Annotated in this window: 4 protein-coding genes and 1 pseudogene; 2 read left to right on the forward strand and 3 right to left on the reverse strand. The window is 69.5% G+C overall.

The window, feature by feature from the left end; translation table 11 throughout:
* The first annotated feature begins 41 nt into the window (after positions 1 to 41).
* Positions 42 to 572: a DinB family protein gene (locus ACFQ4H_RS22375; RefSeq protein WP_377573458.1), complete on the forward strand. Its 531-nt coding sequence runs from the start codon at positions 42 to 44 to the stop codon at positions 570 to 572.
* Positions 573 to 702: 130 nt separating this feature from the next.
* Here ACFQ4H_RS22375 and ACFQ4H_RS22380 read toward each other — a convergent pair whose 3' ends face one another.
* Positions 703 to 2,814 carry a discoidin domain-containing protein gene (locus ACFQ4H_RS22380; protein WP_377573461.1) on the reverse strand — a complete coding sequence of 704 codons (2,112 nt, stop codon included), beginning with the start codon at positions 2,812 to 2,814 and terminating at the stop codon, positions 703 to 705.
* A 320-nt stretch (positions 2,815 to 3,134) separates the two neighbouring features.
* Here ACFQ4H_RS22380 and ACFQ4H_RS22385 point away from each other — a divergent pair, with 320 nt between their 5' ends.
* A complete protein-coding gene (locus ACFQ4H_RS22385; protein ID WP_377573464.1) occupies positions 3,135 to 4,850 on the forward strand; it encodes a helix-turn-helix domain-containing protein in 1,716 nt (571 codons plus the stop codon).
* Here the strand turns inward: ACFQ4H_RS22385 and ACFQ4H_RS22390 are convergent.
* Positions 4,847 to 5,467: an HAD-IA family hydrolase gene (locus ACFQ4H_RS22390; RefSeq protein WP_377573467.1), complete on the reverse strand. Its 621-nt coding sequence runs from the start codon at positions 5,465 to 5,467 to the stop codon at positions 4,847 to 4,849. The genes ACFQ4H_RS22385 and ACFQ4H_RS22390 overlap by 4 nt on opposite strands.
* Positions 5,467 to 6,542, reverse strand: a pseudogene (locus ACFQ4H_RS22395) (chromosome segregation protein SMC); the annotation flags it as partial. The gene ACFQ4H_RS22390 and the pseudogene ACFQ4H_RS22395, both read right to left, overlap by 1 nt.

The raw sequence follows: 6,542 nt of genomic DNA on the forward strand, positions 1-6,542 counted from the left end.
ACCGTTCCCCCCGGCCCGGGTGCGGCTGACACCATGTCCCGATGACTTGGACCGCCCCTGAAGTAACCCGCCCCCGCGAGCCCTACGTCGGTGACGAACGCGCCATGCTGGAGGGCTGGCTCGAATACCACCGGCAGACCCTGCTGCTCAAGTGCGCCGGTCTCACCGCCGAACAACTCAGGACCGCCAGTGTCGAACCGTCCGGGCTGACCCTGCTCGGCCTGGTCCGGCACCTGGCCGGGGTCGAACGGTGGTGGTTCCGCCAGCGCTTCGCTGGTCAACAACTCGACACCCTCTACTGGAACGACGCCAACCCGAACGGCGACTTCGACGACGTGGCCGATGCCGATGCGGAGGCGGACTTCGCCACGTTCCACGCCGAACTCGACGCCTGCCGGGCGGCGGCGGCCGGACACGACCTGGACGAGACGTTCCTGCGGCCCCGCCGCGACGGCACCAGCGACGAGATGAGCCTGCGCTGGGTCTACCTCCACATGATCGAGGAGTACGCCCGACACAACGGCCACGCCGACCTGATCCGAGAACGCATCGACGGCGTCATCGGCGACTGACCGGACCGGTCCCGGCTGGTGGGTCGGGCCGTGGTGGGCCTGGCCGGCGACCCGGCTGTCACCCCACGTCAGGAGCCGGGCCACCCCTGACGTGGGGTGGCCCGGCTGTCGTACGGCGACACGTCGACGGTTACGACGCGTAGACCTCGAACTCGTTGACCCGGACGTAACCCGGCTGGTGGGTCGGACCGTGGTGGGCCAGGATCCGGACCAGACGGGTGCTGTACGTGGTATCGAAGTTCACCGTCACGCTCGTCGCGGTGTTGTTCCGGATCTGTCCGCCTGACGGAACCATCCAGCCGAAGCCGTTCCACACCTGCACGTCGAAGTCCCGGATCGGGTACCCCGAGGTGGTGTAGATCACGGCCCGCTTGACGGTCCGGTTGGTGCCGAAGTCGAGCTGCACCCACTCGGGTGTGAGCGGCGGGTAGGTGCCGCTGTTGTTCGCCCAACTGTGCGCGCCGCCGAGGCTGGTGTCCCGGGAGCCGTCGTTCACCCGGGCCGGCGAGTAGCCGGAGTAGGTGGACGAGGCACCCACGGTCGCGGATCGCGCCAGGTTGTCGTCACCGGGCGGGCCCTCGCCGCCGACGCTGCACACGGTCCACTCCACCACCCCGGTGCCGTACGTGATGTGGGTGGACTCGGAGAAGCCGACAAGTCCGCTGCCCATGTCGTCGTACTTCTTCTCGAAGGTCGCCTTGATCTCCACCGACGTCTCGACCTCGATCTTGATCTTGATTGCGGCGCTGAGCTTGAGCGAGATCTCGATCTTCGGCCCACCGTCGATCTCGACCCACTTGTAGGCCCAGTAGTCGCCGAACTCGGCCCGGTCCCAGGTGGTGATGTAGAGATCCCGCGTGGTCCCGTTCCGCGCGTGCCTACGCTTGATCTTGCCGAAGACCGCGTTCTTCAGTTCCAGGCCGCCCTTGCCGACGATGACCAGCCGCGGCTCCAACTTCCCGGACACCCAGTGCTCGACCGAGGACGGGTTCGGAACCCTGAACCACTTGAGGTACTCCATGCCCTTGTTGTTCCGCAGACCCGTCGGGTTGCAGGCCACGGCGGTACCGATCGGTCCCGACGCGGTGTTGGCGGTCGCCCCGCTCTCGTCCATCTCCCGGATGGCGGCCAACTCCTCCGCCCCCAGGTCGACCCGCTCGTTGATCGAGAGCACCCACACCTCGTTCGACTCGGTGTACGCCTCGTCGACCAGCGTGCTCTTGAGCCGCAACCGACCATTGGCGTCGAGGTCGTACGCGGGCAGCGCCGTCCGGGCCAGGTCCGACTCGAAGACGACCATCGTCACACTGCTGCCGGGAACCGCGCCGTCCTGAAAGTTCGGAATGTAGATCTGCGGGTGGTACGCCGTTCCGTTGATGTTCGCAAAACTGGCCACGCTGTTTTTGAAAGCGACCCAGTCCGCAGCGGTGGGATTGACGATCCCGGTGGCTTCCGCCTCGGAGATCAGGCTGCTCAACAGGACATTGTCGTCACCGTCGAAGCGCCGGGCTACGGCATTGTTCACCAGGCTGTGGAATTCGCTGACCTGGGCGAAGCGGAGTAGCGGCTGCATGTTCTCCTGGAGCCGCGTTTTGAGCACCAGGTCGTCGTCGGGGGTGACGATCGGGGGCGGCAGGTCCCCGACGGAGTTCCACGGGTTGGCCGGCTGGTCCGAGATCGCGGTCCAGAACCGGGTGCCCGGGGTGAGCACTCCGGCCGCCCAGAAGGACCATCCGCCGGAGAAGACGAAGTCCGTCCCCCACCGACCATCGTGGAACTCCGCCAGCCGCCAGCCCGCGCCGAAGGTGCTGGCGCAGATCGAGTCCCCCTGTGCCCGGGAGGTCAGCGCGTCACCCCGGATCGGGGCGGTCACCTTCACCGCACCCCGCGCCCAACCGTTGTCGTGGTCGAACGGGATGGCGGGGGCCGGACGTGCGTCGACCAGCAGGCAGAGCGCCGAAAGGTACTGGTCGACAGTGGTGTCCCCGGCGTACGCGTCGGTCTGGCCGTCCCGACCGACGTGCACGTAGTCGCCCTGCTGGCCGAGCACCGTCCAGGTCATCCCCTTACGCAGGGCGCTGACGGACACCGAGTCCGCACCGACCGGCTTGGCGGCCGCGCCGGCCGGGACCGGACCGGTCGGCGCGGTGGATGCGAGCGCGCCGACGAGCGCGGTCGCCACCCATCGCCGCCACGCACTGCTGCTGCCCCGGCGACGGGAGCCGCCGTACGACAAGGCCATTGCCCCTCCTCACGGTTTACGGAAACGGGCGCTGAACCAGAAGGCCGCCCGTGATGCCGCACATGTTGCGACGCCCGGACCCGGTTCTGTGGTGAATGTTGAACGACGTTGAACATCACCATTGCCCGATCTTCCCGGCTCGGCCAGAACGGGCAGTTCATCTGGGAACCATGCGGACCAGTCGAATAGGACAACGCCCGACGACACTCAATGGATAGGATTCACGCGCGTCGACTAATGCGGATGGCAGAAATCACCTCAACCGACCCGGCACCATTGCTGTCGCCATGGCTTGCCACAGGAAAGGGGCGTGACCTGGGGTGACCGTGAACGACCTGTCGCCCCTGACCCCGACCGGTGTGGCAACGATCGTGAGCATCCAGGACCTGGCCCGGCTGCTGCGCCAGTTGAGACGCCGACAGGCTCGGCGACGCGGGAGTTCCGAGCTGACCTACCGTGAACTGGCCCGCCGCACCGGATGGTCGATCGGCATCATCGCCGGCTACTTCGGCGGTCGTATCCTGCCGCCCACCGACCGGTTCGACATCCTGGTCGCCACCCTCGACGCCACTCCCACAGAGCAGGGCGCGCTGGCCACGGCCCGGGACCGGGTGGCCGAACACCGACGCCGCCGGGCGCCGGACGGCGAGCCCGTTCCCGCCGGCTGGCCGGCACCGCGTCAGTTGCCCGCCGACGTACCGCACTTCGTCGGTCGGATGGCGCAACTGGCCGAACTCGACACCCACCTGGAGGCCGGCGGCCGGGTTCCGGGCATACGGTGCTCGGTGCTGTCCGGCACCGCCGGGGTCGGCAAGACCGCGCTCGCGGTGCACTGGGCACATCGGATGGCCAGCCGGTTCCCGGACGGCCAGCTCTACGCCGACCTGCGGGGGTTCCATCCCGCAGGCGCGCAGCTCGACCCGGCCGAAGTGCTCCGGGACTTCCTCCACGCCCTTGGCATACCGGCACCGCGCATGCCGGTGAGCCTTCCCGCCCTGGTCGGGCTCTACCGCAGCCTGCTGGCCGAGCGACAGGTACTGGTGCTGCTGGACAACGCGCGCGACGCAGAACAGGTCCGGCCGCTGCTGCCCGGAGCCCCTGGCTGCCTCGTCCTGGTGACCAGCCGGAACCAGTTGCCCGGTCTGACGATCACCGATGGTGCCCGGTCGCTGATGCTCGCCCTGCCACCTTTCGCCGAGGCCCGCCAACTCCTGGCCGCCCGCCTCGGAACAGCGCGGGTGGCCGCCGAGCCGGCGACGGTGGACCAGCTCGTCAACTCGTGCGCCCGACTGCCCCTGGCACTGGCCATCGTGGCTGCCCGGGCCAGCACACACCCGACGGTCCCGCTGGCCGCGCTCGCCATCCACCTGCGCGGTACGTGTCGCGAGCTGGACGCATTCGCGGTTGAGGACTGCGCCACCGACGTCCGTGCCCTCTTCTCCTGCTCCTACCTCAGCCTGAGCGAACCAGCGGCCACGCTGTTCCGCCTACTGGGTACGCATCCGGGACCGGACATCAGCGCCCCGGCCGCAGCCGTCCTGGCCGGTGTGCCGCTCGCCCGGGTGTCGAGGTCCCTGGCGGAGTTGAGCCGTGCGCACCTCGTGACCGAGCACACCCCCGGCCGCTACTCGTTCCACGACCTGCTGCGCGCCTACGCGGCCGAACTGGCGGACCGCATCGACTCCGGCACCGACCGGCGTGACGCCACGCTGCGGGTACTCGACCACTATCTGCACACCGCCGACCGTGCGGCGATGCTGGTCCACCCGCACCGAACGCCGATCAAGCTGACCCCAGCGGTTCCGGGCGCGGTACCCGAGCACCTCACCGACCCCGAGCAGGCCCGGGCATGGTTCACGGTCGAACACCCGGTGCTGCTGGCCATCGTTGCGCAGGCTGCCGGGGCCGGGTTCGACGCCCATGCCTGGCAGTTGGCCCGGGTGCTCGGGGACCTCCTCTCGTTCTCTGCATCGAAAGGGGCCCTTCCCGACCAGCATCCCCGGAGCGCCCCGGGGGACCGCCCCGGCAACAGCTAGCGCGCCAGCGCGGCTCGCAGGTACGGCAGGCCCTCCGGGCCGCTCCACCGGTACGCGGACAGCCCGGCGACCCGGGCACCCCGTACTGCCCGATCGTCGTCGTCGACGAAGAGCACCCGCTGCGGCGGGGTCTCCACGGCCAGGCACGCCTGCTGGAAGTAGTCCTTGGTCGGCTTGTGCACGCCGAGCACCGACGAGTTGACCACCACGTCGACCTCGTCGACCAGGTCGAGGGTGGCCAGGTCGGCATCGAGGGCGTCCGTGCTGTTGGTGGCCAGCCCCACCCGGACCCCATTGGCGCGTACCGCCCGGACGAAGGCCAGCGCCTCGGGGTCGACGGTCCCACGGTGGGCCGCCCACTCGTCAACCGCAGCCTGGGCCCGCTCCCGGCCACCGACCGTCTCGGCCAGGGCACCGGCCACGTCGGCCAGCCAGTCGGCGTGGCTGCGCTGACCGGTGATGGCCGGTTGCAGCAGGGGCCACCGCATGGCGGTGTCGAGCAGTGTGCCGGCCGGCAGGTCGTACTTCCGGTCGACCGCCGCGCCGACCTCGGGGTCCCACCGCCGCAGTACGCCGTCCAGGTCGATGAGCAGCGCCGTCGGGCGTTGCCGGGCCATCAGTCCTCCTCCTCGCGGGACAGCCGTTGGCTGATCACCTCGGTCACGCCGTTTCGCATCGTCACGCCGTACAACGCGTCAGCCACCTCCATCGTGCGTTTCTGGTGCGTGATGATGATGAGCTGGCTCTTCTCCCGCAACTGGGCCAGCAGCGTGATCAACCGACCGAGGTTGACGTCGTCGAGCGCCGCCTCCACCTCGTCCATGATGTAGAACGGGCTGGGCCGGGCCCGGAAGATCGCCACCAGCATCGCCACGGCGGTCAACGACCGCTCGCCACCGGAGAGCAGCGACAGCCGCTTGATCTTCTTGCCGGGCGGCCGGGCCTCGACCTCGACGCCGGTGGTGAGCAGGTCGTCCGGGTCGGTGAGCACCAGCCGCCCCTCACCACCGGGAAAGAGCACCTTGAAGACCTGCTCGAACTCACGGGCGGTGTCGGCGAAGGCGCTGGCGAAGACCTCCAGGATCCGGTCGTCCACGTCCTTGACCACGGTCAGCAGGTCACGCCGGGTGGCCTTGAGGTCTTCGAGCTGCTCGGAGAGGAACTTGTAGCGTTCCTCCAGGGCGGCGAACTCCTCCAGCGCCAACGGGTTCACCTTGCCCAGCAGGGCCAGCTCGCGTTCGGCCTTGGCGGCCCGCTTCTCCTGCATCGGTCGCTCGAACGGCACCGGCTCGGGCACCGGTACGCCGTCCCGCTCCGCAGCGGCCACGTCCGCCTGGGTCGGTGGGACGAGCTGCTGCGGGCCGTACTCGGAAAGCAGCGTCTCCACGTCTAGGGCGAAGTCCTCGGCGGCCTTGACCTCCAACTGCTCGATCCGCATCCGCTGCTCGGCACGGGCCACCTCGTCGCGGTGCACCGCGCTGGTCAGTCGCTCCAGGTCCGCGCCGAGCCGCTTGGCCGCTCCGCGTACCTCCTGCAACTCGGCCTCGCGGGCGGACCTGGCCTGCGCCACCTCGTCGCGGGTCCGTTCGGCGGCGGTGAGCGAGACCGCCAAACGGGTCAACGCCTCCCGGGCACCGAACTCGACGGCGCGGGCGATCGCCGCGCCCCTGGCCCGGGCGGCGCGACGGGCGG

It is taken from the genome of Micromonospora sonneratiae (genome assembly GCF_042679305.1).
Taxonomy (GTDB): domain Bacteria; phylum Actinomycetota; class Actinomycetes; order Mycobacteriales; family Micromonosporaceae; genus Micromonospora_H; species Micromonospora_H sonneratiae.